This window comes from Kitasatospora sp. NA04385 (assembly GCF_013364235.1).
Lineage (GTDB): Bacteria > Actinomycetota > Actinomycetes > Streptomycetales > Streptomycetaceae > Kitasatospora.
Genome location: NZ_CP054919.1, coordinates 5,942,598 through 5,968,794, shown reverse-complemented (window position 1 = coordinate 5,968,794; position 26,197 = coordinate 5,942,598). Strand labels below are relative to the sequence as shown.

At 73.6% G+C, this 26,197-nt stretch carries 22 protein-coding genes; 5 read left to right on the top strand and 17 right to left on the bottom strand.

The window, feature by feature from the left end; translation table 11 throughout:
• Positions 1–53: 53 nt before the first annotated feature.
• Positions 54–968: a hypothetical protein gene (locus HUT16_RS26530; RefSeq protein WP_176190569.1), complete on the bottom strand. Its 915-nt coding sequence runs from the start codon at positions 966–968 to the stop codon at positions 54–56.
• Positions 969–1,166: 198 nt separating this feature from the next.
• Between HUT16_RS26530 and HUT16_RS26525 the strand changes: the two genes are divergently transcribed.
• Entirely contained in the window at positions 1,167–2,054 is an 888-nt protein-coding gene (locus tag HUT16_RS26525) for a neutral zinc metallopeptidase (RefSeq protein ID WP_176190568.1), read from the top strand.
• A gap of 105 nt (positions 2,055–2,159) precedes the next feature.
• Positions 2,160–3,242, top strand: a complete 1,083-nt coding sequence (locus HUT16_RS26520) for a glycoside hydrolase family 26 protein (protein WP_176190567.1) — start codon at positions 2,160–2,162, stop codon at positions 3,240–3,242.
• Here the strand turns inward: HUT16_RS26520 and HUT16_RS26515 are convergent.
• The 9 genes from HUT16_RS26515 to HUT16_RS26475 form a co-directional block, all read right to left on the bottom strand.
• Positions 3,219–4,394: a GNAT family N-acetyltransferase gene (locus HUT16_RS26515; protein WP_254897996.1), complete on the bottom strand. Its 1,176-nt coding sequence runs from the start codon at positions 4,392–4,394 to the stop codon at positions 3,219–3,221. The two genes, HUT16_RS26520 and HUT16_RS26515, sit on opposite strands and share 24 nt — an antisense overlap.
• Positions 4,391–5,083 carry a Wzz/FepE/Etk N-terminal domain-containing protein gene (locus HUT16_RS26510; protein ID WP_176190566.1) on the bottom strand — a complete coding sequence of 231 codons (693 nt, stop codon included), beginning with the start codon at positions 5,081–5,083 and terminating at the stop codon, positions 4,391–4,393. Before HUT16_RS26510 ends, HUT16_RS26515 begins: the two co-directional genes overlap by 4 nt.
• A 79-nt stretch (positions 5,084–5,162) precedes the next feature.
• Positions 5,163–6,728, bottom strand: coding sequence for a glycosyltransferase (locus HUT16_RS39860; RefSeq protein ID WP_176190565.1), 1,566 nt, complete (start codon positions 6,726–6,728; stop codon positions 5,163–5,165).
• Positions 6,725–7,525 carry a polysaccharide deacetylase family protein gene (locus HUT16_RS26500; RefSeq protein ID WP_176190564.1) on the bottom strand — a complete coding sequence of 267 codons (801 nt, stop codon included), beginning with the start codon at positions 7,523–7,525 and terminating at the stop codon, positions 6,725–6,727. Before HUT16_RS26500 ends, HUT16_RS39860 begins: the two co-directional genes overlap by 4 nt.
• Complete coding sequence (murJ, locus tag HUT16_RS26495; protein ID WP_176190563.1) at positions 7,515–9,359, bottom strand: murein biosynthesis integral membrane protein MurJ; 1,845 nt, start codon at positions 9,357–9,359, stop codon at positions 7,515–7,517. Before murJ ends, HUT16_RS26500 begins: the two co-directional genes overlap by 11 nt.
• A complete protein-coding gene (locus tag HUT16_RS26490; RefSeq protein ID WP_176190562.1) occupies positions 9,356–10,678 on the bottom strand; it encodes an O-antigen ligase in 1,323 nt (440 codons plus the stop codon). Before HUT16_RS26490 ends, murJ begins: the two co-directional genes overlap by 4 nt.
• A gap of 4 nt (positions 10,679–10,682) precedes the next feature.
• A complete protein-coding gene (locus tag HUT16_RS26485; protein WP_176190561.1) occupies positions 10,683–12,230 on the bottom strand; it encodes a sugar transferase in 1,548 nt (515 codons plus the stop codon).
• Positions 12,231–12,525: 295 nt separating this feature from the next.
• Positions 12,526–13,689, bottom strand: a complete 1,164-nt coding sequence (locus tag HUT16_RS26480) for a glycosyltransferase (protein WP_176192881.1) — start codon at positions 13,687–13,689, stop codon at positions 12,526–12,528.
• Between the two features lie 119 nt (positions 13,690–13,808).
• Positions 13,809–14,249: an SRPBCC family protein gene (locus tag HUT16_RS26475; RefSeq protein WP_176190560.1), complete on the bottom strand. Its 441-nt coding sequence runs from the start codon at positions 14,247–14,249 to the stop codon at positions 13,809–13,811.
• 191 nt (positions 14,250–14,440) lie between these two features.
• On the opposite strand from HUT16_RS26475, the gene HUT16_RS26470 reads away from it, so the two are divergent.
• Positions 14,441–15,340, top strand: a complete 900-nt coding sequence (locus HUT16_RS26470) for a HipA family kinase (protein ID WP_176190559.1) — start codon at positions 14,441–14,443, stop codon at positions 15,338–15,340.
• Positions 15,341–15,460: 120 nt separating this feature from the next.
• On the opposite strand, the gene HUT16_RS26465 is transcribed toward HUT16_RS26470, so the two are convergent.
• Together HUT16_RS26465 and HUT16_RS26460 are read right to left on the bottom strand one after the other, a co-directional pair.
• On the bottom strand, positions 15,461–16,948 hold the full coding sequence (locus HUT16_RS26465) for a S8 family serine peptidase (RefSeq protein ID WP_176190558.1): 1,488 nt from the start codon (positions 16,946–16,948) through the stop codon (positions 15,461–15,463).
• A gap of 225 nt (positions 16,949–17,173) precedes the next feature.
• A complete protein-coding gene (locus HUT16_RS26460) occupies positions 17,174–20,101 on the bottom strand; it encodes a glycoside hydrolase family 48 protein (protein WP_176190557.1) in 2,928 nt (975 codons plus the stop codon).
• Between the two features lie 347 nt (positions 20,102–20,448).
• Between HUT16_RS26460 and HUT16_RS26455 the strand changes: the two genes are divergently transcribed.
• A complete protein-coding gene (locus tag HUT16_RS26455; RefSeq protein ID WP_176190556.1) occupies positions 20,449–22,017 on the top strand; it encodes a cellulase family glycosylhydrolase in 1,569 nt (522 codons plus the stop codon).
• Positions 22,018–22,177: 160 nt separating this feature from the next.
• On the opposite strand, the gene HUT16_RS26450 is transcribed toward HUT16_RS26455, so the two are convergent.
• From HUT16_RS26450 to HUT16_RS26440, 3 genes are all read right to left on the bottom strand, one after another.
• The gene (locus HUT16_RS26450) at positions 22,178–22,633 is read right to left on the bottom strand and encodes a hypothetical protein (protein WP_176190555.1); all 456 of its coding nucleotides are present in this window, start codon (positions 22,631–22,633) and stop codon (positions 22,178–22,180) included.
• 356 nt (positions 22,634–22,989) lie between these two features.
• Positions 22,990–23,325 (bottom strand): DUF2568 domain-containing protein, encoded by a 336-nt coding sequence (locus HUT16_RS26445; protein WP_176190554.1) that lies wholly within the window; start codon positions 23,323–23,325, stop codon positions 22,990–22,992.
• Positions 23,322–23,669: a hypothetical protein gene (locus tag HUT16_RS26440; protein ID WP_176190553.1), complete on the bottom strand. Its 348-nt coding sequence runs from the start codon at positions 23,667–23,669 to the stop codon at positions 23,322–23,324. Before HUT16_RS26440 ends, HUT16_RS26445 begins: the two co-directional genes overlap by 4 nt.
• A 59-nt stretch (positions 23,670–23,728) precedes the next feature.
• On the opposite strand from HUT16_RS26440, the gene HUT16_RS39350 reads away from it, so the two are divergent.
• The gene (locus HUT16_RS39350; protein ID WP_176190552.1) at positions 23,729–24,163 is read left to right on the top strand and encodes a MarR family winged helix-turn-helix transcriptional regulator; all 435 of its coding nucleotides are present in this window, start codon (positions 23,729–23,731) and stop codon (positions 24,161–24,163) included.
• Positions 24,164–24,169: 6 nt separating this feature from the next.
• Here HUT16_RS39350 and HUT16_RS26430 read toward each other — a convergent pair whose 3' ends face one another.
• Entirely contained in the window at positions 24,170–24,919 is a 750-nt protein-coding gene (locus tag HUT16_RS26430; RefSeq protein ID WP_176192880.1) for a transposase family protein, read from the bottom strand.
• 116 nt (positions 24,920–25,035) lie between these two features.
• Complete coding sequence (locus tag HUT16_RS26425) at positions 25,036–26,079, bottom strand: hypothetical protein (RefSeq protein WP_176190551.1); 1,044 nt, start codon at positions 26,077–26,079, stop codon at positions 25,036–25,038.
• Positions 26,080–26,197 lie beyond the last annotated feature (118 nt).

Sequence of the window (26,197 nt, the reverse complement as noted above, 5' to 3'; positions counted from 1 at the left end):
AAAGCCTTTTTCGGCCCGGACCCGGGCCCGGTGGCGGCCGGGCCCGGGTCGGTTCACTTCTCGCAGGCCGGCTGGGCCGCGGCGAACGGGACGGCGGCGGTGCCGCAGGCGGTCTCCCGGCTGCCCAGCGTGGTGTCGTACACCCAGCTGCCGATCACCGGGCCGTCCTCGATCGAGACCCGGTGGCCGCCCAGCGGGCGCATCACCACGTCGGGGCCGGTGTTGAGGAAGTTGCCGTGGTCGGTGAGCGAGAACACCATCACGCCGCCGGGCAGCTGGCGGGAGCCCGCGCCGCTGCCGGGCGGGCACAGCCGCGGGACGAGCACCGCGTCGTCGGTCTCCGCGGTGCGCGCGGGCTGGAAGTCGCAGCCCGCCGGGGGGCGGGAGTTGAAGCGCAGGTCGCCGTCGCGCTCCCGGAAGCCCATCAGCAGGCCGGGGGTGACCACCGTCACGAACGCGTCGTTGACCTGGTCCCGGGACGGGTGCAGGGCGTCGGCGGCGCGCTCGGCCATCAGCTGCTTGCGCTGCTCCTCGGTGCGGTCGTCCGCGCCCGGCTCGCCCTCGGCGCGCAGCCAGTCGGACAGGCCGGGGACGCTGCGGTGCCAGCGCACCGCGTGGTCGGTGGTGTTGACCGCGGTGACCATGCCGTCGTCCCAGACCACCACGGCGTCCTCGCCGACCAGGGCGAGGTGCAGCGCGGTCGCGCCCTCGCGGCGGTAGGACCACAGGCGCTCGCCGCTCGTCCGCGAGTAGGCCTCCACGCCGGGGCCCACCTTGAAGTCGGTCTCCTCCGCGCCGGTCGACTGCGCGCTCACCGGGCTGGCGTCCGAGGCGCCGGAGACCACCTGGTCGCCGAACGGGTCGGGGCGGTTGGCGTGGGCCGCCGCACCGGCCGCGAGGACCAGCAGGACGGCGGCGGCGGGCAGGACCGATCGGGGGGACAGGCTTCTCAGCGGGTTGAAGGACACGGCCGGAGTTTATCCGGCGGGCACTGACAGGGCCGCCGGGTTTAAGTCCCGGCCGATCCCGGCGTGTCCCGGGTCCGGGCCTTTATCCGCCGCTGACGCGACCCGGCCCGACCTGGGCCGTCGCAGGACGGGTGAATGCTCCCGGCGCGCTAGGGTACGCGGTCGGTGGCCCACGGACTGTTACAGAGGTGAGACGGAATGCAGTTCGACGACGAGGCGGAGCTCGACTCCTCCCAGGTGCAGGACCGGCGCGGCGTCCCGGGCGGCGGGCTGGCGATCGGCGGCGGCGTGGTCGGCATCCTCGGCCTGGTCGTGGCGCTGCTGTTCGGGATCGACCCCGGCATGTTCGGCGCCGCCGACCAGCCGGCCGCGCCCCCGGTCGGCCGGGCCACCAGCTCCGCGCAGCTGGACGCGGCCTGCCGGACCGGCGCGGACGCCAACAAGCGGCAGGACTGCCGGGTGCTGGCCGTGGTCAACAGCGTCCAGACGTACTGGCAGGGCGAGTTCAAGGCGCGCGGCCGCGGCTACTCGCCGGCGCAGAGCGTGCTGTTCACCGACCGGGTGGCCACCGCCTGCGGCACCGCGAGCTCGGCGGTCGGCCCGTTCTACTGCCCCGGCGACCACAAGGCCTACTTCGACCTGGGCTTCTTCGACGACATGGGCCGGCAGCTGGGCGCCCGGGGCGGGCCGTTCGCGGAGGCGTACGTGGTGGCCCACGAGTACGGGCACCACGTGCAGAACCTGCTGGGCACCACGGACAAGGTCGGCGGCGACCGGCAGGGCGCCGACAGCGCCTCGGTCAAGCTGGAGCTCCAGGCCGACTGCTACGCCGGGGTGTGGACGCACCACGCCACCACCACCCCGCAGCCCTCCACCGGGCGGCCGCTGATCACCGAGCTGACCGACCAGGACATCGCGCTGGCGCTGGACGCCGCCGAGTCGGTGGGCGACGACCGGATCCAGCAGCGGGCCACCGGGCGGACCAACCCGGAGACCTGGACGCACGGCTCCTCGGCGCAGCGCAAGCAGTGGTTCACCACCGGGTACCGCACCGGCGACATGACGAAGTGCGACACCTTCGGCTGACCGGGCCCCGGGTTGACCCGTTGGGGTGACATGGGGCATTTATGACGGTCCGTCAGGCTAGGCTCCTGAGGCCGGAATCCGCCCCCTGGACCGTACGGAGAGCCCATGCGTCTCGGCCGCCTGACCCTGGCCGCCGCCGCGCTGCTGCTGGTGACCACCGCGAGCGTCCCCTCCGGAACCCCGCTCAGCCAGACCGAGCGGCACACGGTGCTCTCCTCGGACGCGATCCAGCCCCGCGGGGCCGCGCCCCGGCCGGTGGTGCAGCGGGCGGTGCACGAGGTGCCGTTCGGCGCGTTCGTCGGCTCCTGGAACGACTACATCCCGAACATCGCCCGGATGTCCTCCTGGCTGAACAACGCCAACATGCAGGTCGGCCACACCTACCTGGCGGGCAACGGCTGGCAGGACATCGAGGGCGAGCCGATGGTGCTCGGCCTGTGGTCGCAGTGGCGCCAGTCCGACCCGGGCCGGCGGCTGGTGCTGGGCGTGCCGATGCTGGTGCCCAACGAGGGCAACGTGCCGGACGCCGAGGTGGCCCGGCTGCTGGCCCGCGGCAACCAGGGCGAGTTCGACCAGCACTTCCTGCGGCTGGCCCGGAAGCTGGTGGCCTTCGGCGGCGGCGACACCGTCATCACCCTGGGCTGGGAGATGAACGGCGTCACCTACACCTCGCGCTGCAAGCCCGACCCGACGGCCTGGAAGGCGTACTGGCGGCGGATCGTGGGCGTGATGCGCTCGGTGCCCGGCCAGCACTTCTCCTTCGACTTCACCCCCACCCGCGGGCTGGACGCCATCCCCTGGACGCGCTGCTACCCCGGCGACGACGTGGTCGACATCATCGGCATGGACAGCTACGACCAGCCCGCCGGCGGCACCTTCGACGAGTACGTCTCCGAGCCGTACGGGCTGCAGGACCAGGTGGAGTTCGCCGCCAAGCGCGGCAAGCCGGTGTCCTACCCGGAGTGGGGGCTGTTCCGCAACGGCGACAACCCGGAGTTCGTCCGGCGGATGGTGGAGTGGATGCGCACCCATGACACCGCCTACCAGACCGTCACCGACTACTGCCCGCACGGGTTCTGGCAGTGCAAGGACAACCCGAAGTCGGCCGCGGTGTACCGGCAGCTGATGTCGGGCTCCTCCGGGGCGGTCGGGCCGGTCAAGGCCTCACCGCAGGCGCCGCTGCGCTAGCGCCTCCTTCAGCTTCGGCGCCCGGGTGGTCAGCACGCGCACGGCGGCGATCCGGGCCCGGACCCGCAGCGCGCGGGCGGCGGCCCAGGGGGCGAGCCGGCCCGGGCCGAGCACCAGGCGCTGGTTGTGCAGCCGGTCCGGGCGCCAGCGCTGCTTGTAGGGCTCCTGGCCGCGCAGCAGGCTCAGTTGCGGTATCCCCGCGGCGCGGACCTCGTCCAGGGCCGCGTTGAACAGCATCCCCGCGATGTCCAGCCGGTCCCGGAGCTTGGGGTGCGCGCCGTACATGTACAGGCCGCCGAACCGGGTCCCCAGGATCACCAGGTTCACCGCCACCACCTCGCCGTCCAGCTCGAAGCGGTGTATGGCCGCCCGGCCGGTGGCCACCAGGCCGGTGGTCGACTCGGTCAGGTGCGCGGCGAAGCGCGCGGTGCGGTGCTCCGGGGTGACCCCGCGCTCCTGCCACTGCAGGACGTGCAGCCGCAGCAGCTCGCCCACCGTGGACGGGACCTCCTCGGCGGTCGCGGAGTGCACCACCACCCCGGACTGGGCGATCTTGCGGAGCTTGACCCGGCTGCGCTGGGCGGACTTGCCGGGCAGCCGCTTGAGCAGCTCGTCCATCGGCACGGCCGGCAGGTACTGGCACAGCGAGTCGGTGTACCGGTGCCGGCGGCCGCGCCAGTGCGCGTAGACCCGCTGCACGGCGGCCGAGGGGTGCACCTCGCGCAGCTCCAGGCTGTGCCAGGGGCGGCGCAGCGGGAGGGCGGCGGCCAGCTCGGCGGCGGCCCGGTCCGCGCAGTCGTCGTCGAGCAGCACGTCGGTGAAGTCGACCAGCCCGGCGCCCAGGTTGGTCAGGCCGCCGAACGGGCCGCGGCGGCGCAGCGCGGCGGCGGCGACCAGTCGGCCGTCGCGGCGGACCAGCACCAGCACCAGCGCGCCCGGGCGGCCGTACCGGCTCCACCAGGAGCACAGCCAGGGCGCGGACTGGAAGACGGTGGCGGTCGAGCAGCGGCGGTGCAGATCGTCCCAGTCGTCGGCGAGCCGCTCCAGGGCGTCGTCGGTGCGCAGCACCTCGGCGGTCCAGCGCTCGCGGTCGGCGGCGTCCCGGGCCGGCTGGGCGGGCACCCGGGGGCCGGGGCGCTGGCGGAGCTTCACCGGGCCACCGCCGCCGGCTCGGCGGGCTTCGCCTTCGCGGCGGTCTCGGGGGCGGTCGCGGCGGCGGGGGCGGGGGCGGCTGCCTGGGCGGGTTCGGCCTGGGCGGGCAGCGCGGCCGCCGCCCCGGCGGGGGCGCCCTTGCGGCGGGTGAGCATCACCAGCGAGCCGAGCAGCACGCCGGCGGCCGCGCCGACCGCGGTGTCCAGGCTCGCCGACGGGGAGGCCGGGGCGTCGGGCTCGGCGGCCGCGGCCAGCGGGACGAGCCGGACGCCGGTCTCCTTGCTGCTGACGTTGCCGAACGCGATCAGCGACTTGGCGACCGCGTCGGCGTTCTTCACCGCGTCCTCGCCGCGGGCGCCGGTGCCGGTGATCTCGATCATCGGGGCGTCCGGCGAGGTGGTGCCGCGCACCAGCCCCGCCAGCTCGGTCACCGAGTGGCCGGTCTCGGCGGCCGCCCCGATCAGCACCTGCGGCTGGCCGGCCAGTCGGCCGTACGCCTGGGCGAAGTTGACGGCGGTGGAGTTCTCGCCGGGGTTGTTCGGGACGACCACCACGTAGGAACTGGCGGCGTAGCTCGGGTGCGCGACGACGGCGTAGCCGGCACCGGCCGCCGCCCCGAGCGGAACGGCGACGGCCAGCGGCCACCAGCGGCGGGCCAGCGCACGGACGCTGCGGCGTGGTTCGGGCATCGGTGACTCCAGGAGGGTCGTAGGGGTGAACAAGTTCGACGGACGACGGCGCGGCACCGGAACCACCGGCCACCGACCGCTAGGCCCGCCCGCCCGGCTTCCCGGCGGCCCGCCGGGACGGCGGAGGGAGGGCCGGGGCCCGGCGGGGGCCGTCGTCCGGGGCACCCGCGGACTTCCGGCCGGTGCGCCGGGGGCCGGGGGCGGACGGCGCGAGGCCTCCGGGTTCCCGGTCGGGGGTACGGGAGTCGGGGGTACGGGAGTCCGGGGCGCGGGAGTCCGGGGCGCGGGAGTCCGGGGCGGGCGGCGCGGAACCGGCGGCGGCCCGGCCGGAGTTCCCCGCCGGGGGCCCGGCGGGCTTGCGGCCGGTGCGGCGGGACGACGAAGGGACGGCGGGAGCCTGACGGGAGTCTTCGTCCGGGGCGGCCGGGGGCTTGCGGCCGGTGCGGCGGAAGCCGAGGACGGAGGACGCGGGGTCACCGGTCCCGGGCGCCGATCCGGCGGCGGAGCCGGGGGCGGGCGGGGGCCGGTGGGGGGTGCGGCGGGGGGTGGGGAGGGACTCGCGGTAGAGGGTGGCCAGTTCGGTGGCGAGGTGGGCGATGTCGTAGTGGGCGACGGCGGGGGGGACGGGGAGGAGGCCGGGGCGGGTGGTGGCGAGGAGGGCCAGCTCGCGGGCGTAGGACTCGGGTTCGGAGGGGAGCAGGCGGGCGTGGGGGGCGGCGTCCGGGGGGAGCTCGGCGAGGGCCGGGCAGGCGGAGTGCAGCAGGGGGAGGCCGGCGGCCAGGCCCTCCAGGGCGGCGAGGCCGAAGGTCTCCTCGCGGGAGGGGGAGACCAGGACGTCGACGGCGGTGAGCAGTTCGGGCACGTCGTCGCGCTCGCCGGTGAGCACCAGCCGGTCGCGGACGCCGAGTTCGGCGGCCCGGTCGAGCAGCGCGGCGCGTTCGGGGCCCTCGCCGATCAGCAGGAGCCGGGCGTCGGGGAGCCGGACCAGTGCCTCCAGCGGCACGTGGAAGCGCTTGCCGGGCACCAGGCGGCCGACCGCGCCGATCACGAACACGCCGATGGGGAGCCCGAGTTGGGCGCGCAGGCGGCCGCGGTGGGCGGCCCGGGCGGCGGGGGTGAAGCGGTAGCGGGCGGCGTCCACGCCGTTGGGCAGCAGGCGGACGCGGTCGGCGGGCACGCCCCACGCGCCGAGCACCTCGGCGACCTGGCCGGAGACCGCGATCGTGGTGGTGCCGAGCCGTTCGGCGCCCAGGTAGAGCGCCTTGACGCCGCGCGAGGTGGGGCGGCCCTCGATCACGCCGGACTGCAGCGAGTGCTCGGTGGCGATCACCGTGCGGACGCCGGCCAGCCGGGCGGCGAGCCGGCCGTACAGCATCGCCCGGTACAGGTGGGTGTGGACCAGGTCGTAGCGGCCGGACCGGATCAGCCGGGTGAGCCGGGGCAGCACGCCGAGGTCGCGGTTGCCGCGCATGTCGAGGTGGTGGACGGTGAAGCCGTCGGCGCGCAGTTCGCGGGCGACCGTGCCCGGGTTGGTGAGGGCGGCCACCTCGTGCTCCTGGTCCGCGGGCAGGTGCCGCAGCAGGAGGGCGAGCTGGCGTTCGGCGCCGCCCGCGTGCAGGCCGGTGACCACGTGCAGGACTCTCATCGGGGCTCTCCCGCGGCGGCCTTGGGCAGCTGCTTGGGCGGGGCCCAGCGCAGCCCGGTCACGGCGTCCCGCCAGCGGTGCCGGCCGTGCTTGGCGCGCAGCCGCCAGGCCCCGTCCCGGTCGCCGACGTAGCAGCGCGGCAGGGCGTGCCGCCCGGTCAGCCAGGAGTGGTCGATGGCGCAGGCGTAGTCGTACCCGGCGTCCCGGACGGCCCGGGTGGCGGGCAGGTCGACCGCGCCGTAGGGGTAGCAGAAGCCGGTGACCGGGCAGCCGAGCAGGTCCTCCAGGGCGCGTCGGCTGTCCGCCGTCTGGCGGGCCAGGGCGGCCGGGGAGAGCCCGGGCAGGGCCTGGTGGCCGAGGCCGTGCGAGCCGATCTCCCAGCCGGAGCCCGCGAGTTCGACCACCTGGTGGACGGTCAGCAGCTTCTTGCGCGGCCCCTCGCTGTCCCAGCCGTTCTCGCAGCCGAGCAGGTCGGGGACGACGTACGCGGTGGCGGTGAAGCCGTACTCGCGCAGCACCGGGACGGCGTGCCGGGCGAAGTCCGCGTAGCCGTCGTCGAAGGTCAGGCCGACCAGCCGGGACTCCCGGCCGCGGGCCTGCGCGGCCAGCAGCTCGCGGACGCTGACGCCGCGCCGGCCGGTGCGGTGCAGCCAGTCCATCTGCTCGGCGAAGCGTTCGGGGCTGACGGTGAGCAGGTACGGGTCCTCGTCCTCCTCGGCCACCGAGTGGTACATCAGGATCCAGGGCGCGAGCCTGGGGGCGAGCGCCTGGGCCGGCAGGCGGGGATCAGCGGCCATGCGGCTTCCCTTCTGCGGTGCTGGACGGACCGGTGGTGGACGGGCCGTCGGTGGACGGGCCGGTGGCGGGGAGGTCGACGGACGGGACGGCGACGGACGGGACGGCGGCGGCCGGGGCGGGGGGCCGGCGGCGGGCCCGGGCCAGCAGGCCGAGCACCGGGCCGCGCACCTCGGCGGCGCCGAACAGCGTGCCGAGGACGGCGAAGACCAGCAGCACGGTGACGCCGCCGAGCAGCGCGGCGGGCAGCGGGTCGGCGGTGGTCCGGGTGGCCAGCCAGCCGAGCGCGGCGGCGGTGACGGCGGCGCCCAGCAGCCGGGCCTGTCCGCCGAGCACCAGGGGCAGCCGGAGCGCGACGCCGCGCAGCATCAGGCCGCGCATCAGCAGCGCCGCGGTGGTGGTGATGCCCGCGGCGTTGCCCGCGGCCAGGCCGAGCGCCCCGAAGTGCGTGGTGGCGCCGACGCCGACGGTGACGGTGACGGCGAGGCCCAGCAGCATCGCGCCGACCGGGTACCAGTCCAGCCAGGTGACCCTGTCGCCCTCCGCGCGCGGGGTGTCGGCGCGGCGCACCACCGGGCGGACGCAGAAGTACGGCCGGACCATCACGCCGATCATCGCCTGCGCGGGCAGCCCGAAGGAGTAGACCCGGATCACGGCGGCGGTGGCGGAGGTGTCGGACGGGCCGAACGCGCCGCGCTGGAACAGCAGGGCGACCAGCGCGGGGGCGCAGGCCATCAGGAAGGCGGTGCCGAGCAGCACCAGCGCGGTGGCCTGCCCGATGTCCTTCTCGACCCGGTCGCGGGCCGCCCGGAAGTCTCCGGCGGCCATCGCCCGGGCCACCACCGGGAAGGTGACGGTGACGATCAGGATCGCCGAGGTCATCGCCAACTGGCTGACCTTCGCGGCGTAGTTGAGGTGCGAGATGGTGCCGGGCGGCAGGCCGGAGCCGAGGTAGCGCTCGATGAACACCTGGGCCTGCCGGGTCAGCGTGAACGCGGCGACCGGCAGCAGCGCCAGCGGGATCAGCACCAGCCGGCGGGCCGAGCCCCGGCGCAGCCCGCGCCGCCGCCCGCCGGAGCGCAGCCGGCGGGCGAAGGGCAGCAGCAGCACGCCGGCCATCAGCGCGCTGCCGACCGCGACGCCGATCGCCGCGGAGCGCACCCCGAGCAGCCGGTGGCCGCTGAGCAGCAGCGCCAGGATGCCCAGGTTGTACATCACGTAGATGACGGCGGGCGCGGTGAAGGAGTGCAGGGCGCGCAGCGCGGAGGCCAGGTACCCGGCGACGCCGAACGGCAGGATGGTGAGCGCGGTGATCCGGGTGCAGGTGACGGCGAGCTGCGGGTCGGCCAGGCCGGGGGCGAGCAGGTCGACCAGTTGCGGCGCGCCGAGCGCGACCGCGCCGGAGAGGGTGCACAGCGCGAGCAGCAGCCAGGGCAGCGTGGAGCGGGTCAACTGCCGTACCGGGTCCGGCCCGTGGGGGCGTTCCTCGCGCAGCACCAGGGCCAGGCTGAAGGCCGGGACCATCAGGAACGCCATCGCGTCCTCGATCAGTAGCGGCGCGGCGGTCTCCGGCACCGTCCAGGCGACCAGGAAGGCGTCGGTGCCCTGGTTGGCGCCGAAGTAGCGGGCCAGCAGCAGGTCGCGGAGCAGGCCGAGGGCGGAGCCGGCCGCGCTGAGCAGCGCGGTGACGCCGAAGGCCTTGGCCAGGAAGCCGCGCCGGGCCGGTTCGGGGCCCGGGCCGGGGCGCGGGGCGGGAACGGCGGCGGTGGTGGCGGCGGCCGCGGCAACGGCGGTGCCGGCGGCGGTGGGCGGGGCCACCGGCTGGTCGGTCGTCATGCGCCGTCCGCCTCGCGGGAGTCGGGGCCGGGGAAGGCGGTGCGGGCGGCCAGGCCGAGCACCACGGAGGTGAGCACGGTGGTGGTGCCGCCGATGTCGGCGTAGAGGAAGTCCCAGAGCACCCAGCTGAGCAGGGCGAGCGCGGCCAGGCCCGGTCCGGCGGCGCGGCGCAGGCAGCCGATCAGCAGGGCGAGGAACAGCGCGAGGTAGGCGATCACGCCGAGCAGGCCCTGCTCGCTGAGCACCAGGAAGTACATGTTGTGCGGGGAGAGCAGCGGTTCGCGCTGGAAGCCGATGGTGGGGTCGGCGGCGTCGCTGCCGGAGGACAGCCGCAGCGGGGCGTGGCCGTCGCGCAGCTGCTGGAAGGCCTTCGGGCCGGCGCCGGTCATCGGGTGGTCCTGCCAGATCCGGCCGGCGGTGGCCCAGAGGTCGTAGCGGTCGGAGACCGACTGGTCGGGGGCGGCGGAGACCGAGCCGATCGAGCTGAGCCGCTCGGTGACGCCGGAGGCGCCGAGGCCGAGCCCGCCGACCAGCACCACCGCGGCGGCGGCACCGACCAGCACGCCCCTGACGGCGAGCCGGGCGTCGGCGCGCAGCAGCAGCACGCTCGCGGCGACGGCGGTGGCGATCCAGCTGCCCCGGCTGAAGGAGACCGCCAGCGGGAAGGCGAGGAATGCGGCGGCGGCCCACATCGCGCGGCGCAGCACCGTGCTGCCGCCGGGGCGGCGCTCGGCGAGCGCCAGTCCGAGGGCGGCCAGCAGCCCGTACGAGACGACGGTGGACATCGCCATGATATCGAGGGCGCCGAAGGTGCCGACGGCGCGGATCGGCTGGCCGGTGTAGGAGGCGCCGGTGCGGGTGAGGTACTGGTGCGCGCCGACCGCGCCCTCGATCAGGGCGGCCAGCACGAAGGCGCCGAGCACCAGCCGCCGGTCGCGGGTGTCGCGGACGGCGAGCAGGACCGCGACGGGCACCAGCACGAAGATCTGCACCAGCCGGACGAAGCCGGTGGCGCTGCTCGCCGGGTCGATGGAGTGCAGGGTGGCGACGGCGGCGGCCAGCACCACGCCGCCGAGCAGGGCGCAGACGGCCGGGTCGAGCCGGGGCAGTCGCCCGCGCAGCAGGTCCACGGCGATCAGCCCGACCAGGGCCAGCGAGGCGAGGTCGGCCGGGGTGACGTGCACGGACGCGCTGACGTCCTTCTCCCCCGTCGGCACGCACACCAGCAGCACCACGGCCGCCGCGAGCCAGCTCGGCCGGGCCGGCACTATCCCGGCCAGGCTCTTCGCCGGGTACGGCGGTTGGAGTGCGATGGCCATGGGTTCAGCTCCCGTCCGGGCGGACCACCAGGGCGGCGGTGCGGAGCAGGACCTTGGCGTCCCCCCACAGGCTCCAGCCCTCGATGTAGCGGTTGTCGAAGCGCGCCCGGTCCTCGATCGAGGTGTCCCCGCGCAGGCCGTTGACCTGGGCCAGGCCGGTCAGCCCGACCGGGACGCGGTGCCGGTCGGCGTACTCGGGGTAGGCCTGGCCGAAGCGCATGACGAAGTACGGGCGCTCGGGGCGCGGGCCGACCAGGCTCATGTCGCCGCGCAGCACGTTCCACAGCTGCGGCAGCTCGTCCAGCGAGGTCCGGCGCAGGAACTTGCCGATCGGGCCCATCCGGTGGTCCTGCGCGATGTTCCAGCGGGTGGCCGACTCGTGCTCGTTGGAGGGGCGCAGGGTGCGGAACTTGAGGACGGTGAAGACCCGGCCGTCCAGGCCGGTGCGCTGCTGGCGGAACAGCACGCCCGGGCCGGTGTCCCAGCGCACCGCGAGGGCGCAGACGGCCAGCAGCGGGGAGATCAGCAGCAGGCCGAGGCCGGCCGAGGCGATGTCGAAGCCGCGCTTGACGATCCAGCCGCCGCGCCGCATCGCGGGGGCGCCCAGGCGCAGGCAGGGGAAGCCCCACAGGTGGTCGCCCGCGCCCTGGACCGAGTCGAACTCGCGCAGGCCGGGGACCAGCCAGACCTGGCAGCCGAGCCGGGCGGCGTGCCGCAGCGCGGCCAGCGTCTCGGCCTCGTCGGCGGCGCCGGCGGTGGCCAGCACGTGGTGGATGCGGTAGCGGCGCAGCACCCGGCCGAGCACCTCGCGGCCGCCGAGCACCGGCAGCGGGCCGCCGGCCGGCAGCAGGACCGGGTCGGGGTCGAGGTAGCCGACCGGGCGCAGCCCGTACTCGGGGCGGGCGGCGAGCACCCCGGCGATCCGCTGGCCGAGTTCGCCGGCGCCGAGGATCAGCACCGGGCTGGGGTGGCGGCGGCGGGCCCGGCGGGTGAGGTGGTGGACGAAGGCCCGGCCGAGGGCGGCGAGCGGGAGCACCAGCACCAGCAGGGCGATCAGCCGCAGCGGGCTGACCGGGCCGAGGTCGGCCCAGCGGCCGGCCAGGCAGGCGTCGGCGGTGATCGCGAAGGCGGTGGCGACGGCGGCGCGGGCGGCCAGGGCGGGCAGTTCGTCGAGCGCGGAGAGGCTGAGCCGGCTGCGGTAGAGGCCGCCCGCCAGGTTGAGCGGGAGCAGGGCGGGCAGCAGCAGGACGGCGGTGGCGACCGGGCGGGTGCCGGCGGGGGTGGTGGCGGCCGCGGCCAGGGCGACGGCGAACGCGTCGGCGGCGGCCAGGGAGAGCGGCAGGGCGACCCGAGAGCGCAGCCGGCCGCGGTGCCGGCCGACGCCCGGCGAGGTCCGGGGCGCGGCGGCCCTGGACTTCGGCCGGGTCCTCGTCCGGACTCCCGGCCGGTCGAGCAGGCCGGTGCCGGGGCGGCCGTCCGGCCGGGTGCCGTCCCGGCCGGGGCCCGTCAGGGTTCTTCCCGGTCGCGGCACGCTCTCGTGGTCAATGGTCATCAGCGCACGAACTCCCCTGCTGTGTACCCGCCGCGGCCGGACGGCCGGACCGGACGCGCACCGGCTCGGCGCCCCGGCCCGGTGGACGCGGTCCAGGTAGGCGCCTGCTGCCGTGGAAGGCGGTCGACCATTTCGCTGCCGAAAATGGGGACGAAGCAGGCAAAATCAGACATTACCGAACGCCGACTGGCACGCAGGGGGCTGACATGCCATTTCATTCCACCCGCCCAGTAATCAGACATTCAGGAAAGAAGGCCGCACCTGCACGGGCGGGCGTTCACGGTCTGACAAACGATCAGAACCGCTGCGGGACACGGTCCGCACGGCCCACCGGCACCGTCCCGCTCCGAACAATCGTCCGGTACACCGCCGCCACCTGCTGAATCACCCCGCGGATATCGTGATGATCTGCCATGTACGACCGGGCCAGAACTCCGCGCCTTTCGCATTCGCCCCGGTCGCCCAGGAATTCGACCAGCCGTTCGGCCATCGCTCCGGGATTCTCCGGCGGCACCACCGCGCGCTCCCGCTCCCCCGGCGGCAGGCACTCCCGGGCCCCCGGCACGTCGGTCAGCAGCACCGGCCGCCCACAGGCCATCGCCTCCAGCGGGGCCAGCGCCATCCCCTCCCAGCGCGAGGGCAGCACCGCCAGGTCGGCCGCCGCCAGCCACAGCCGCGGGTCCGCCACGTCGCCCACCATCCGCACCCGGGACGGGTCCGGCAGGCCCCGGACCCGCTCGGCCAGCGCCTCCGCGTCCGGGCCGCCGCCGACCAGCACCAGCCGGGCCGCCGGGCGGGCCAGCTGCACCCTCGTCCAGGCGTCCAGCAGCACGTCCTGGCCCTTCTGCCGGCACAGCCGCCCGACGCAGACCGCCAGCGGGTCGGACCGGTCCAGGCCCAGGGTCATCCGGGCGGCCCGCCGGGCGGCCGGGTCGGCGGGCGCGAAGTGCTCCAGGTCGACGCCGTTGGGCACCACCCGCCAGTCGGCGATCAGCCCGGCGTCCTCGCCGTCCTCCCGCTCCCGCTCGCTGACGCACAGCACGGTGCGGGCCCAGCGGGTGGCGTGCCGCTCCCAGCGCAGGCTGGCCCCGGCCATCACGCCCTCCACCGCCGCGAACGACCAGGCGTGCGGCTGGAAGACGGTGGGCAGGGTGCCGCGGGCCGCCAGTCGGCCGGCCAGCCCGGCCTTCGCGCTGTGCAGGTGCAGCACGTCCGGCTCGGTGCGGCGGAGGATCCGGCGCAGCCGCCAGACCTCGCCGGCCACGCTCGCGCCGGGCGAGCGCTCGGCGGGCCAGTCGAGCACCCGGGCGCCGGCCGCGGCGGCCTCGCGGGCGAGCCGGCCGCCGGGGGGACACGCCACCAGCACCCGGCACCCGGCCGCGCGCTGCCCGCGCACCAGGTCCACCACCACCCGGGCCACTCCGCCGTCGACCGGCTGTGAAACATGAAGGATCGTCATCTGCACGGCCCGGAGCCTAAGTTGACGGCGCCCGCCGTCCGGGCCCGCTTCACCCGTCCCGGGGAAGCCAAACACCCGTACGGATGACGCTCCGTACGGGTGTTCCAGGGTCCGTCCGGTCAGCCGAGCGCCGCCGCCAGGTTGGCCAGCACCTGGTCGTGGATCCGGTTCAGGCCCTTGGGGGCGAACCTCCGCTCGAAGAAGCCGCCGATCCCGGTGGCGCCCGTCCAGCTCGCCTCCACGGTGACCCTGCTGCCGCTCTCGCCGACCGCCGACACCGTCCAGGTGATCACCATCGAGGAGTTGGCGTCCGTCTCCACCAGCTTCTCCGGGCTGGGCGCCGACACCGTGAACAGGCAGTCGCGCACCCGGTTCTCGGTCGCCTGCAGCTTCCAGTGCACCTGCGTCCCGGCGCCGTGGCCGCCGGCCCGCACCTCGTACTCACCGTACTGCGCGGGCAGCAGCTTCGGCCGGGTCACCTCGTAGTCGGCCAGCGCCTCGTACACCCGCGCCGGGTCGGCCCCGTACGTCCGCTCGGTGGTGGCGTGCACCTTGCCCATCGCTTCACTTCTCCTCGGTCGGCTGCTCGACGGTCGGCCCCACCCAATCATCGCCCCGGACGGCCGCCAAACCGGGGGCGGTCGAGCGGGCGGTCCACGGTGGGCGATCCAAGGTGGGCGGTCCAAGGTGGGCGATCCAAGGTGGGCGATCCAAGGTGGGCGATCTAAGGTGGGCGATCTAAGGTGGGCGGATGCTCGATGAGGTGAAGGCGCTGCGCTATGTCGACCCGCTGCGGGCGGGCGGGTCGGTGCCCGGGGTGGTGGAGACGGACGACCTGGGCACGTACGTGGTGAAGTTCACCGGGGCGGCGCAGGGCGTCAAGGCGCTGGTGGCCGAGGTCGTGGTGGGCGAGCTGGCCCGGCGGCTGGGCCTGCGGGTGCCGCCGCTGGTGCTGGTGGACTTCGACCCGGCGGTCGCCTCGGACGAGCCCGACCAGGAGATCCAGGACCTGCTGCGGGCCAGCGCCGGGCGCAACCTGGGCATGGACCTGCTGCCGGGCGCGCGGGACTTCCGGCCGGGGATGATCGAGGTGTCGCCCGCCGAGGCGGGCCGGGTGGTCTGGCTGGACGCGCTGACCGGGAACGTCGACCGCAGCGTGCACAACCCCAACCTGATGGTGTGGCACGGGCGGCTGTGGCTGATCGACAACGGCGCGGGCCTGGTGTTCCACCACCGCTGGGCGTCCGCGCCCGCCTCGGTGCACAAGCGCTACGACCTGAGCGGCCACGCGCTGGGCGGCTACGCGCCCGACCTGGCCGCCGCCGACGCCGCGCTCGCCCCGCTGGTGACGCCGGACCTGCTGCGCGAGGTCACCGCGCTGGTGCCGGACGCCTGGCTGGCCGACGAGCCGGGCTTCGACTCGCCGGCCGCGGTGCGGGAGGCGTACGTGGGGCACCTGTCCGCCCGGGTGGCGCACTCGGCGGCCTGGCTGCCGGAGGGCTTCGCCACGCCCGAGCAGATCCGGGCCGCCGAGGAACGGGCCGCCGCCGCGCGGCTGGCGGCCCGTCCGGCCTGGTTGAAGCAGGTGCCGAACCGGGCCGGTCTGGCTCCGGTGGAGCCGGACTGGTCCCGGCACGTCGGCGGGGAGTGAGCTAGCCGCCTGGGGGCGGTTGCGCTGTCATTGGTTGTGACGACATCAGTTGCGCCGTCATTGGTTGTGACGACATCAGTTGCGCCGTCATTGGTTGTGACGACATCAGTTGCACTGCCGTCAGTTGCGCCACCAGTCGGCCGCCTTGGCCGCGGAGACCACGCCCGCGCCGTAGAAGCCGTTGTTGCGCCCGGTGCCCTCGCAGGTGGCCTTGTACGCGCCGGTGCCGCCCGGGTCGAAGACGCCGGTCGGGCAGGCGTGCTGGTCGGCTTCCTTCACCAGCAGGGCGCGCAACTGCTCCGGGCCGGCCCACGGGTGGGTGGAGGCCAGCAGTGCGGCGACGCCGGCCACGTGCGGGGAGGCCATCGAGGTGCCGGAGCTGTAGCCGTACTTGTTGCCGGGGATGGTGGAGAGCACCGCGCCGATCCGGTCCGGGGTCTCGGGCACCTGGTAGCGGCTGTCGCCGCCGGGGGCCGCGACGGTGACCTTGTTCAGTCCGTAGCTGGAGTAGTACGACTTGTCGCCCTTGACGCCGATCGCGGAGACCGCGACCACGCCGGGCAGTTCGGCGGGCAGGTCGAGGCAGCTGTCGTCGATCGGCCGGGTGGCCGGGTCGGTGTCGTCGGGGCTGGAGACGTCGACCGTCTTGTGGGCGAGGTCGATGTTCTCGTTGCCCGCGGCGGCGACGTTCAGCACCCCGTTGCGGCGCGAGTAGTCGACGGCCCGGCGGACGGCCTCGCTGACGGCCGCCTGGTCGGGGTCGCCCGCGCAGTTGAACATCCACGGGTCCACGTAGTAGCTGTTGTTGGTGACCTGGAAGTGGTGCTCGGCGGCCCAGACGAAGCCGCAGATCGCGTACTCGGGGTAGATGAACCCGCCGTCGTCGACCACCTTGACGGCGGCCAGCCGGACGCCGGGCGCGATGCCCTCCACGCCCTTGCCGTTCTTGGCGGCGGCGATGGTCCCGGCCACGTGGGTGCCGTGGCTGCTGGTGGTGGGCTGCCAGGACTGCCAGCTGGTGTCGGGACGGCCGCTCAGGCAGGACGCGGAGAGCTTGGGGTCGACGTTGGCGGCGAGGTCCTCGTGGGTGGCGTCGATGCCGGAGTCGAGCACGCCGACCACCACCGAGCGGCTGCCGAGGGTGCTCCGGTGCGCCTGGTCGACGCCGATCTGCCTCATGTCCCACTGGTTGGCCCACAGCGGCTCGCTGCCGTCGGCGGGCGCGGTGGCGGGCACCTCGGCCTCCTGGACGATGCCCTCCACGCCGCCGGCCTGGATGCCCGCGGTGCGGCTGGCGCCGACCGAGTCGACGGTTTTGGACTTCCGGAGCTTCGCCGCGAAGCCGGGGTCCGCCGAGTGGGCGATCACCACGCCTATCCGGTCGTAGGAGGCGACCACGGTGCCGCCCGCCGCCTTGACCTCCCGTTCGGCCTTCTGGGTCTGGCCGTGGTTGGCCCGGGTGTTGACGACGTAGCTGAGCGTCGGCCCGTCGGCGGCCTCGACCGCGGCCGCCGACGCGGCGGGCAGGGCCAGTGCTCCGACCGTGGCGAGCGTGAGACAGGCCGCGGTCGTGGTGAGTGCGGAGCGGCGAATCCGGGGAACTCTCATAGGGGTTGACCCTCCCGAGTGTCGGCGGCGCGATCGTGGGTGATCGATTGCGTCCGAATGGCCGGGAGACTATTCACCCGATATGACAAAAATCAAGAGGTAGTAAAGCAATCTACTCAGAACGGGCGAGTGCCCGGTCCGCTGTCGGTCGGACCGGGCACTCGCGTTCGGGTGGCGGCCGACCGGCCGTCGGTGACGGTCGGTCAGCGCCTCGGTGTCGGCGGGTCAGCCGCCGAACAGCTCGCCGTAGGTGGCCATCGCCGTGGCGATGTCGGCCTGCGCCCAGAACCGGTGGTACGTGAAGGTCGGCGCGGCGCCGCCGTTCAGGTACGTCTGGACCTTGGCGAACGACGGGTCGTTCTTGTAGAAGGACCGGATCGACAGGAAGGTCGAGCCGCTGTTGATCGGGTCGCCGTTGGGCATGGTGCCGGTCCAGCCGCTCGGCACCGAGACCGAGTCGTTGAAGCGGCTGTAGTCGGTGCGGGTCTCCGGCACCGAGATGCCCAGCGCGTCCTGGTTGTTGGCCCACATGCCGTCCAGCAGCTTCTGCGCCGCGGTCCTGGCGGCCGCGTTGCCGGACTTGGCCGCGTAGTACGACAGCAGCTTGGCGTAGGAACCGGCCACGCCGACGTCGTTGGTGTAGTCGACCACGCTCACGTGCAGGCCGGTGTTGGCGCCCGGGGAGGAGGCGTTCCAGGTGTCCGGCTTGCCGCTCCAGGCCAGCGTGGACGGGATCTGGTAGCTGCCGTCCGCCTTGAAGGTGGTCTTGGACAGCGCCCAGGTCACCCACTTGTCCAGGATGGCCTTGGCCTTCGGGTCGTTGCTGGAGTAGTAGTACTCCGCCATCCGCTCCAGGCCCCAGGCCTGGAAGCCGAACCACTGGTTGGAGGCCGGGTCGTGGTAGACCGGCGCCTCGTCGTAGAACATCCCGTAGAAGGTCGGGGTGCCGGCCGGCGGGGTCCCGTAGTCGCCCTCCCAGCTGTTGGTCGCGCCGCCCGCGATCGCGCCCTCGTTGGACTGCAGCCACTGGGTGAACTCGACCTGACGGCCCATCGAGGTGGTCCAGTCGGACTTGCCGGTGGACGACTTGGGGGCCATCGCCGGGTCGTTGACCAGCGCGTACGCGGCCATCGGGTTCTGGTAGCCGCCGTGCGCCGCGCTGTCGCCGATCCGCCAGGACCAGCCGGCCGAGGTGTCGGTGGCGCCGCCCCAGGCGTAGTACCAGGACAGCAGGTAGTGCTCGGAGGTCTTGCCGCTGCCGGGCGCGCAGGTGCCGGCGCCGACGCAGTTGCCGATCTGCTTGAAGTACTTGTCGAAGAACGAGTACCGCAGGTAGTCGCCCATCTTGCCCGCCTTGGCCACCGTGGTGGCCACCTTCGAGCCGTTGCCCTGGGCCTTGGCCCAGGTGTCGGCCCAGTACGCGGCCTGGATGGCGCGCGCGTCGGCGTCCGGCGCGTCGGTGTACTTCCACTGCTTGGCGTAGGAGTTGTCCTTGACGAACAGGTCCAGGTACCCGTTCTTGCCGCCGTACTTGAAGTTGTCGCAGGTGGGCTGCGGGATGGTCTCCCACACCGACTCCTGCGCGCCGCGCTGGTAGGTGTTGATGAACGACGGGCCGGTGTCGGACGGGCCCGCCTCGCACTTGCCGGGCGCGTTGCCGTAGCCGTAGACGTTGTCCACGTCCTGCAGCCAGTGCATGCCGTAGATGTCGTCGGTGCCGTACGCGCTCTTCAGCTCACCGGCGATCGGGTCGTTGCCCGCGGTGACCGAGGTGTCCAGCGCCGCCGGGTAGTCGCTCGGCAGCGGGCGCTCGGGCGCGTAGGTGGCCGGCTTGGAGGCGTTGTAGAACGCGTTGGTCGGCTGGTCGGCGTGCCCCGGGATCATGTACGTCTCCATGAGCGTCCACGCCGCGTTGAACTTCGACCAGTCCTGGGTGACCCGCCCGTACTGGGCCTCCAGCCAGAGCAGGTACGAGTACGCCTCCGAGGTGGTCTCGTGGCCCTGGTCGGGGGCCTCGACCAGCAGGGTCTCCACCGAGTGGTAGGGGATGCCCTCCGGCGAGAAGTAGCCGTTCGCCGGGTCCTTGATCTTGTTGTACAGCTGCAGGAACCGGTCGTTGTACACGCCCGAGGCGGCGGCCAGCTCGGTCACCGTCACCGCCGAGGAGGTGTACCCGGTGGCGGTGGAGGTGAAGGTCGCCGAGCCGGTGGAGGAGGCGTCGGCGGCGAGCGTGACGTTCTGCGCCGTCGACCAGTTGCCCGGGGTGAAGGTCAGCGTCGCGCCGGAGCTGATCGACAGCCCGGTGTTGCCCGAGGTCCGGGTGGTGGTGACGGTGACGTTCGCGCTCGGCTGGCTGCTGAGCTTCACGGCGAAGCTGCCGGTCTTGCCCTGGTTCACCGACAGGGTCAGCGGGGTGGCGCTGATCGCCGGACCGGCCGCGACCGTGATGCCCGCCGGGGTCGACTCGCTGCTCGCGCCCAGGCTGTCGTACGCCTTCGCGTAGATCGAGTGGTTTCCGCTCGCCGCGCCCGTCCAACTGAAGGTGTACGGGGCGCTGGTGGCGGTGCCGATCAGCGTGGTGTTGTCGTAGAACTCGACCTTGCTGATGCTCGCGCCGTCCGCCGCCGTGGCCGTCGCCGAGAGCGGGACGGCCGCCCCCGCCTGGTAGTTGGCGCCCGGGGCCGGGCTGGTCAGGGCGGTGGTCGGGGCCGCGTGCGCACCGGTGCAGCTCGTCCCGTTGACCGCGAACGCGGTCGGCGCGGTGTTGGTGCCGCTGTACGAGAAGTTGGCGCCCGCGGTGGCCGAGCCGCCCGCCGCGATGGTGGTCGCCCAGGCCGGGGCCGTGACGGTGACGTTCTTGCCGGACTGGCTCCAGGTGCCGTTCCAGCCGCTGCCGGAGAGCGTCTGGTTGCCGGAGTACGCGTACGTGAGCGTCCAGCCGTTGAGCGCGGCGGTGCCCTTGTTGTTGATCGCCACGTTGGCGGTGAAGCCGCTGCCCCAGTCGTTCGCCGTGTAGTCGACGGAGCACTGGACCACGGCGGCGGAGGCCGGGACGGCGACCGCGGTCGACAGGCCGGCGGCGAGCAGCGTGAGGGCGGCGGTGAGCGCCGGAACCCGTTTCCTGGGCACCCGGCGACGGGGTGGTGACGACATGACGGCTCCTCGGATGGGGGTGGGTGGGGGAGTCCGGGGGACGGTCGTGCGGTGACGGCCGCCCGCGCAGGGACGGCCGTACAGGGACGGTCGGGCGGTGACGGCCGTGCGGTGACGGCCGTGCGGGCGGGTCCGGGCGGTCGGCAGGGGGGTGCCTTCCGGAGCGGTCCGCCGGGGGGCGTTCTGTGGGAGCGCTCCCAAATATCGGGAGGGGGGTGCGCACTGTCAAGGGACCGCGCAGGAGAGTGCGCAGCCGACGCGTGTTGGCAACTGCCTTGCCCCTGGCTATGGTTCAGGGCGGGCCTGTGGGAGCGCGCCCATTTCTCCCCTCCTCCGAGGAGTCGGACATGTCCGTCCGCACCACCACCCTGGCGCTGGTCTCGGCGTTGGCCGCGACCGCTGCGGCCACCCTCGCCCTCACCGGCGCCGGCCCCGCGGCCGCCGCCGGCGTCCAGTGTTCCGTCGACTACACGACGAACGACTGGGGCAGCGGCTTCACCGCGAACGTGAAACTTACCAACGCCGGCACCACCCCGATCGACAACTGGAGCGTCGGCTACTCCTACACCGGCAACCAGACGCTCTCCGGCACCGGCTGGAACGGCACCTGGAGCCAGTCCGGCAAGAACGTCACCATCGCGGCCCCCGCCTGGGCGACCACCATCGCGGCCGGCGGCTCGATCAGCGCGGGCGCCAACTTCGCGTACAGCGGCGGCAACGCGGCCCCCACCTCGTTCACCGTCAACGGCGTGGCCTGCAACGGCGCGGCGAGCCCGTCTGCGTCTGCGTCTGCGTCGGCCTCTCCGTCCGCGTCCGCGTCGGCCTCCCCCTCCCCCTCGGCGTCCGCTTCCGCGTCGCCGTCACCGTCGCCGTCGGCCTCCTCCTCCGGGAGCACCGGCAACGGCAAGGCCCCGGCGCTGCACGTCTCCGGCAACAAGCTGGTGGACGCCAACGGTTCGCAGGTGATCCTGCGCGGCGTGAACCGCTCCGGCATGGAGTTCATGTGCGTCCAGGGCTACGGCTTCTCGGACGGGCCGGTGGACGCCGCCTCGATCGCCGCGATCAAGAGCTGGAAGGCCAACGCCGTCCGCGTCCCCGTCAACGAGGACTGCTGGAACGGCTACTCCAACGTCAAGCCCGAGTACGCGGGCGAGAACTACCGCACGGCGGTGAAGAACTTCGTCTACGCGCTGCGGGACGCCGGGCTCACCCCGATCATCGACCTGCACTGGACGCAGGGCCTCTACACCGGCAACTCCTCGGGCTGCTCGGACGTCAACTCGACCTGCCAGAAGCCGATGCCGGGCGCCGGTGCGGCGACCTTCTGGACCTCCGTCGCCACCACCTTCAAGAACGACCCCTCGGTGGTCTTCGACCTGCTCAACGAGCCCTACGCGGACCGCGCCGTCTCCGGCATCGACCAGGCCTGGAACTGCTGGCGGGACGGCGGCAGCGCCTGCCCCGGCATCAACTACCAGGTCAGCGGCATGCAGACGCTGGTGAACTCGGTGCGCACCGCCGGCGCGAACAACGTCATCCTGCTCGGCGGCCTGGCGTACTCCAACGACCTCGGCCAGTGGCTGGCCCACAAGCCGACCGACCCGGCGGGCAACCTGGCCGCCTCCTGGCACGTGTACAACTTCAACACCTGCTCCAGCCAGTCCTGCTGGAACTCGACCGTGGCACCGCTGGCCGCCCAGGTCCCGGTGGTGGTCGGCGAGATCGGTGAGAACGACTGCGCCCACTCCTTCATCGACCAGGTGATGTCCTGGGCCGACGCCGCCAAGGTCTCCTACCTCGGCTGGACCTGGAACACTTGGGACTGCGGCCAGGGCCCGTCGCTGATCTCCAACTTCGACGGCACCCCGACCGCGTTCGGCCAGGGCCTGAAGAACCACCTGGCCGCCGTCAACTGACGCCACCGCCCCGCACCGCGCCCAGCTCCCTCAGCAGCGCGCGACCGCCCGGGGTGACCCGGGCGGTCGCGCGGTGGCGGGGCGCTCTTGGCTTGGACCTTGGCTTGGCGGGGCGTGGGCGGGACGGGACGGGACGGGACGGGACGGAGGCTGGCGGTCGCTATTCGACCCGGAACCCGCCGTGGGTCGCGGCGCGCTGGAGGTAGTCGATCCACTCCTCCCAACGCGGGTACTGGGAGACCGCCTCGGCCTTGACCGATTCGGGTTGCGCTTCGAGGGCGGCCAGCGCGGCACGGATCTCGGCGGGTGTCACCAGCCAGCCGTCGTTGCCGCCGCCGATCTTGTAGCCCGGAATCCCCGTCGGCTGCTCGGCCTGCCAGTCGACCACTGCCCGGCCGGCGGCATGGAAGGCGCGCATGGACTCGGACTCCTCGCCCCGGGAGGCGGTGACGAAATCGGCCGACACCACCTCGAAGTCCGCGAACTCCGGCCAAGGCGGCGGCTCCTCGGACGAGAGCATCCCGAGGCGCTCCATGGTCCGTTTCGCCGGCCCCATGCTCGAAACGTTGAACCGGTAATCGGGATCACCGGCGCCTCCCGGCTGCTCGATCGTCATGTCCCAGCCCACTGTTACCGCCCCGTCCGGTTCGCATGCTGCCGGACACCGTAGGGCATGCCCGAGTGGCCGTCAGATCATTTTGCGGGCCCGTGTCGCGACATAGGTGTCACGACATACGTGTCGCGGCATACGTGTCGCGGCATACGTGTCGCGGCATACGTGTCGCGGCATACGTGTCGCGGCATACGTGTCGCGGCATACGTGTCACGCCACCAGTGACGCGACATGGGTGTTGTGACATAGGTGCCACGGCATGGGTGTCACGGCATGCGTGCTGCAACACGGTTGCCACGACATGGGTGTTGCGACATCAATGCTTGGACATCCGTGCCTGGACACCCGTGCCACAGCACTCACCTCACCCCCCGCCGGTACGCGCGCAACGCCGCCGCCGCGCCCACGCCGAACCAGCAGACCTCGAACGCCACCCGAGCCACCCCGTGCAACGGCCGATCGGCGGTCGGGGCCGCGAACCGCCCCCACAGCACAGCGAGCACGGCCACCGCCCCGACCGCCGCCGCCAGTCGCGCCCCGCGTCGGCCCGGCCTGCGCCAGGCCCACCAGGCGGCTGCCGCGTACACCGCGAGTTCCGCCGCGAACGCTGCCACGTCGAGCGCCGTCAGGCCCGTGGCGCCGGGCCCCGCCACGCTCATCGCGGTGTCCGTCGCGCCGTTCACCGGGCCGTTCACCGGGCCATCCACCAGGCGGAGAGCAGGTGCAGGACGGCGCACGCGCCGGCGCCGATGCCCATGCCGAGGTTGCGCTGACGGAAGCCGATCGCCGAGTCGGCGACCTGGGCCAGGCCGGACACCAGCAGCATCGGCCAGGCCACCGCCGCGCCCGTCCACACCGCCGCCGCCGTGGCCACCCCGAGCGGGAGCGACCTGGCGGCGTAGGCCTGTGCATACAGGTGCACCCCGGCGGTGGCCGGTTCACCTGCGGGCAGCGCCAGGCCCGGCCGGAGCACGCCCGCCACGCTCGATCCCGCGCTCATCAGCGCGGCCAGTGCATTGGCCGCGGACAGCACGCCCATTTCATCTCCCCCTAAATCATTCGAGCCGTGAACGATATGGGGAAGTTATCATTCTCGGCATGAGCGATGTCAAGGGATCGGCCGCCCTCCGCGCCACACTGGTCTTCAACCTGGGCACCCTCGGCGCCCTGGCCGCCGACCGCTTCGCGACCCGGGTCGAGGCACTCGGCCTGAAGCCCAAGCACGCCGGACTGTTGGCCGCGTTGGATGCCGAATCCGCCGCCTCCCAGCAGGAGTTGGCCTCCCGATTGGGTGTCGCGCCCAGCCTGATCGTGGCCCTCGCCGACCAACTCCAGGCGCTCGGCGCAGTCGAACGCCTCCGCGACCCGGACGACCGGCGCCGCCAGGTCCTCACCCTCACCGCCGAGGGCCGCCGCCTGCTGGCCCGCTGCGCCGAGGCCGCCGAGGCCGCCGACGCCGAACTGGCCTCCGGCCTCACCGCCGCGCAACTCGCCGCACTCACCGACGGCCTGCGCGCCCTCGGCGAACAGTGAGCCTTTTCAGCGTTGAAGCTCAAGGGTGAGGACAGCTTTGGCTGCTGACGTCAACCAGTTCGGGCTGCATCGGGCACGGCGGAAGATTTTCCAGCGTTTCAGGGTGGCCACGCCGCGTTCGACCGGGTGACGGAGCCGAGCGTGGGCCCGGTTCACCGATCGCTGCCTGACGCTGGGCTCCTTGCGGGGCAGGCGTCTGGTCGGCACGGCGAACGTTCCGCCAGCACCGGTGTAGGCCATGTCGGCCAAGGCCGGGATGTGCAGCCTGGCGCAGGTTTTGACGATGCGGTGGGTGCGGGCTGCGGTCAGGTCGTGGGTGCGGCCGGGCAGGGCGCGGGAGATCCACAAGAGCCGACCGGTCGGGCTGGTGATGACCTGGTGGTTCACGTCGTGGCGGCGGTGTTTGCCGGAGTAGTCGGCGCGGCTGTCGCCGACGCGGTCGCAGTCGGCGAGGGTGCCGTCGACCAGGACGTACTCGGGGTCGGCTTCGCGCAGGGCCTGGGTCAGCCCGGGAGCACAACGGGCGAGGAGGTCGGTGACCTGGCGGACGTAGGCGTGGGCGGTGCCAACGCTGATGCGGAAGCCGGCGGCGATCTGGACGAGGGTGTCGTGCTTGCGCAGGTACACCAGCGCGACCAGCGCGCGTTTAGAGGGCCGGAGTTTGCAGCGGCGGTCGCCTTCGCGGATGACGATGAGCATGGTGACCCACTCGACGAGCGCGTGCGGCAGGTCCAGTGCGGCTGGGCACGTGACCAGCAGGGCTCCCGGGCAAGAGTTGAGACGTCGGGTACCTCACTCAACCGTCCAGGAGCCCCGCGGGTTCTTCCCCACCCGGCACCACTCGATCGGCGGTCGCCTCGACGGGCTCAGCCTCAGTCGTCGCTGTACTCCCACTGCTCGACGCAGAACAGGGCCCCGGTGATCGTGCCGTCCCCGACCCGTTCGGCCCGTACCCACACGTTGAGCTCGACCGAGCCCACATTCCCCTGCTGGGCGTAGCGGAGTTCCAGCGGGTGCTCCTCGGCGTGCCGGAGGAGCTCCGCCTCGACGACGGAGGGCCGGCGGCCGACCAGTTCGATGCCCTGGAAGAGGACCTGCGGGCCGGTGCGGCCGTGGACGCTCACCGCGCTCAGTTCGGGGCCGTCCGCACCCTCCCAGTAGTGCGCGCTCACCCCCACGTGGTCGTAGTGCTCGTCGTCCAGCTCCCACCTGTCCAGGTCGCGGCCCCCGCCCGGCCGGAACGGGTGGTGGCCCTCGCGCCCGGCGGGCTCCCGGCCGCCCAGCGCGGCAGCCACCTGCCGCGGGCTCATCCCGAAGCGCAACGGACCGACCCCCCGCAGCGGTGAACATTCCCAGCGCGGCCGGTCCCGATCGGCCGTCACCGGCGGAGGGTCCGGGGGCGTCCGCCGGTCGTGCGAAGGGCGGATCAACCTGGCGACCGGCTCCGTGTTCCAGGGGTCCCCGGCCAGCTCGGGACCGGTGGCCAGGAGGCCAGTGATCATGTTGTCCCGGCGCTCCATATGCCCCGTGGACGAGTGCCCCCACTCCTGCACCGCACACACGGAAAGCCCCCAGGCCGGCACCTCCGGCTCCCCGTGGAAGTTCACCCGTACCTCGGCCCCGTCGAGGAGGGCGAGGCGGCGGATGTCGGCACGGGCTTCGGAGGGCACCCGCGCGACCAGTTCGACATCCCCCAGCCGCAGCAACGGCCCGCCCGTGGCGTCGATCAGCACCGCGGCCAGCCGCGGCCCCGGCGCGTAGAACGCGGTCAGCCCCGGCTCCCGGTAGTACTCCAGGGAGTCTCCCGTTCGCACCGTCAGCTCGGGCCGGACGCCCGCGTCCTCCAGCGCCTCCCGGACCTGCGCCGGGTCCATCCCGAACCGCAGCGGTCCCACCCCCGCCAACGGATCGAGCACCCATCGCTCGCGTTCCCCCGGCGCCCTGTCCCACCAACCCATACCAACCCCTTCCGAACGGTTCCAGCCACGTCGGGGGTGACCCCAATGACGATCTTGCCGGTCACCCTAGAGGCGG

What these genes read in the sequence shown, in the direction of transcription:
- HUT16_RS26465 (WP_176190558.1), bottom strand. Translation starts at nt 16,948, where the DNA reads ATGAGAGTTCCCCGGATTCGCCGCTCCGCACTCACCACGACCGCGGCC.
- HUT16_RS26460 (WP_176190557.1), bottom strand. Translation starts at nt 20,101, where the DNA reads ATGTCGTCACCACCCCGTCGCCGGGTGCCCAGGAAACGGGTTCCGGCG.
- HUT16_RS26525 (WP_176190568.1), top strand. Translation starts at nt 1,167, where the DNA reads ATGCAGTTCGACGACGAGGCGGAGCTCGACTCCTCCCAGGTGCAGGAC.
- HUT16_RS26450 (WP_176190555.1), bottom strand. Translation starts at nt 22,633, where the DNA reads ATGACGATCGAGCAGCCGGGAGGCGCCGGTGATCCCGATTACCGGTTC.
- HUT16_RS26475 (WP_176190560.1), bottom strand. Translation starts at nt 14,249, where the DNA reads ATGGGCAAGGTGCACGCCACCACCGAGCGGACGTACGGGGCCGACCCG.
- HUT16_RS26480 (WP_176192881.1), bottom strand. Translation starts at nt 13,689, where the DNA reads ATGACGATCCTTCATGTTTCACAGCCGGTCGACGGCGGAGTGGCCCGG.
- HUT16_RS39350 (WP_176190552.1), top strand. Translation starts at nt 23,729, where the DNA reads ATGAGCGATGTCAAGGGATCGGCCGCCCTCCGCGCCACACTGGTCTTC.
- HUT16_RS26440 (WP_176190553.1), bottom strand. Translation starts at nt 23,669, where the DNA reads ATGGGCGTGCTGTCCGCGGCCAATGCACTGGCCGCGCTGATGAGCGCG.
- HUT16_RS26485 (WP_176190561.1), bottom strand. Translation starts at nt 12,230, where the DNA reads ATGACCATTGACCACGAGAGCGTGCCGCGACCGGGAAGAACCCTGACG.
- HUT16_RS26470 (WP_176190559.1), top strand. Translation starts at nt 14,441, where the DNA reads ATGCTCGATGAGGTGAAGGCGCTGCGCTATGTCGACCCGCTGCGGGCG.
- HUT16_RS26490 (WP_176190562.1), bottom strand. Translation starts at nt 10,678, where the DNA reads ATGGCCATCGCACTCCAACCGCCGTACCCGGCGAAGAGCCTGGCCGGG.
- HUT16_RS26455 (WP_176190556.1), top strand. Translation starts at nt 20,449, where the DNA reads ATGTCCGTCCGCACCACCACCCTGGCGCTGGTCTCGGCGTTGGCCGCG.
- HUT16_RS26510 (WP_176190566.1), bottom strand. Translation starts at nt 5,083, where the DNA reads ATGCCCGAACCACGCCGCAGCGTCCGTGCGCTGGCCCGCCGCTGGTGG.
- murJ (WP_176190563.1), bottom strand. Translation starts at nt 9,359, where the DNA reads ATGACGACCGACCAGCCGGTGGCCCCGCCCACCGCCGCCGGCACCGCC.
- HUT16_RS39860 (WP_176190565.1), bottom strand. Translation starts at nt 6,728, where the DNA reads ATGAGAGTCCTGCACGTGGTCACCGGCCTGCACGCGGGCGGCGCCGAA.
- HUT16_RS26500 (WP_176190564.1), bottom strand. Translation starts at nt 7,525, where the DNA reads ATGGCCGCTGATCCCCGCCTGCCGGCCCAGGCGCTCGCCCCCAGGCTC.
- HUT16_RS26520 (WP_176190567.1), top strand. Translation starts at nt 2,160, where the DNA reads ATGCGTCTCGGCCGCCTGACCCTGGCCGCCGCCGCGCTGCTGCTGGTG.